The organism is Chromobacterium alkanivorans (assembly GCF_016937655.1).
Classification (GTDB): domain Bacteria; phylum Pseudomonadota; class Gammaproteobacteria; order Burkholderiales; family Chromobacteriaceae; genus Chromobacterium; species Chromobacterium alkanivorans.
In genome coordinates, this window is record NZ_JAFHKL010000039.1 from 1 (window position 1) to 980 (window position 980).

Consider the following 980-nt stretch of genomic DNA (forward strand, 5'->3'; position numbering starts at 1 on the left):
TAGCTCGGAGGCGGTGGGGCAGGACAAGAACACCTCGGTCAAGGGCACCTCCACTTCGGTCACCGGCGCCTCGATCAGCTTCACCGGGGTGTCGGTGTCCTTTACCGGCCTGTCGGCCAGCTTCACCGGGGTGTCGACCAGCTTCACCGGCCTGTCCACCAGCTTCACCGGGGTTTCCACCAGCTTTACCGGCGTCTCCACCGGCTTCACCGGGGTGTCCACCGGCTTTACCGGCGTGTCCACCAGCTTTACCGGGATCTCGACCGGGTTCACCGGGGTGTCCACCAGCTTCACCGGGGTGTCCACCAGCCTGACCGGCACCAGCACCTCGGTGACCGGCACTTCGCAGAGCATGACCGGCGTGTCCACCTCGATGACCGGCACCAGCGTGTCGGCCACCGGCATGTCGCAAAGCATGACCGGGGTGTCGTCCTCTTATACCGGCACCTCCAGCAGCGTCACCGGCAATAGTTGCTCGGTGACCGGCACCTCCAAGAGCGTGACCGGCACCTCGATGTCGGATACAGGATCGTCCACCAGCATCACCGGCACCTCGATGTCCACCACCGGTTCGTCCACCAGCGTCACCGGTTGCTCGATGTCCACCACCGGTTCGTCCGCCAGCGTCACCGGTTGCTCGGTGTCCACCACCGGCGCCTCCGCCAGCGTCACCGGCTCGTCGATCTCGGTCACCGGTTCGTCCACCGGCGTCACCGGCTCCAGCATGTCCACCACCGGCTCCTCGGTCAGCAGCACCGGCTCCAGCGTGTCCAGCACCGGCTCCAGTTGCTCCACCACCGGGGTCAGCTACTCCTACACCGGCGCGTCTTACTCGGACACCGGCGTGGATCTGAAGAAGCTGGGCATGCAGGTGAAAAGCTGATGACGCGGCCAAGGTTCGGACACGGGAAAGGAGGACAGGCATGCGCTTGATCGAATTGCACAGCCCCTTGCTGGACGCGGACAGTGTTGCGCTGAGT

2 protein-coding genes are annotated in these 980 nt (G+C 65.2%); both read right to left on the minus strand.

Annotated features, from left to right (window positions below):
- On the minus strand, positions 1–417 hold a 417-nt coding region (locus JW897_RS24090), incomplete at its 3' end, for a ribosomal eL19 family protein (RefSeq protein ID WP_205467930.1).
- An 18-nt stretch (positions 418–435) separates the two neighbouring features.
- A complete protein-coding gene (locus tag JW897_RS24585) occupies positions 436–798 on the minus strand; it encodes a hypothetical protein (protein ID WP_275899902.1) in 363 nt (120 codons plus the stop codon).
- Positions 799–980: the final 182 nt, after the last annotated feature.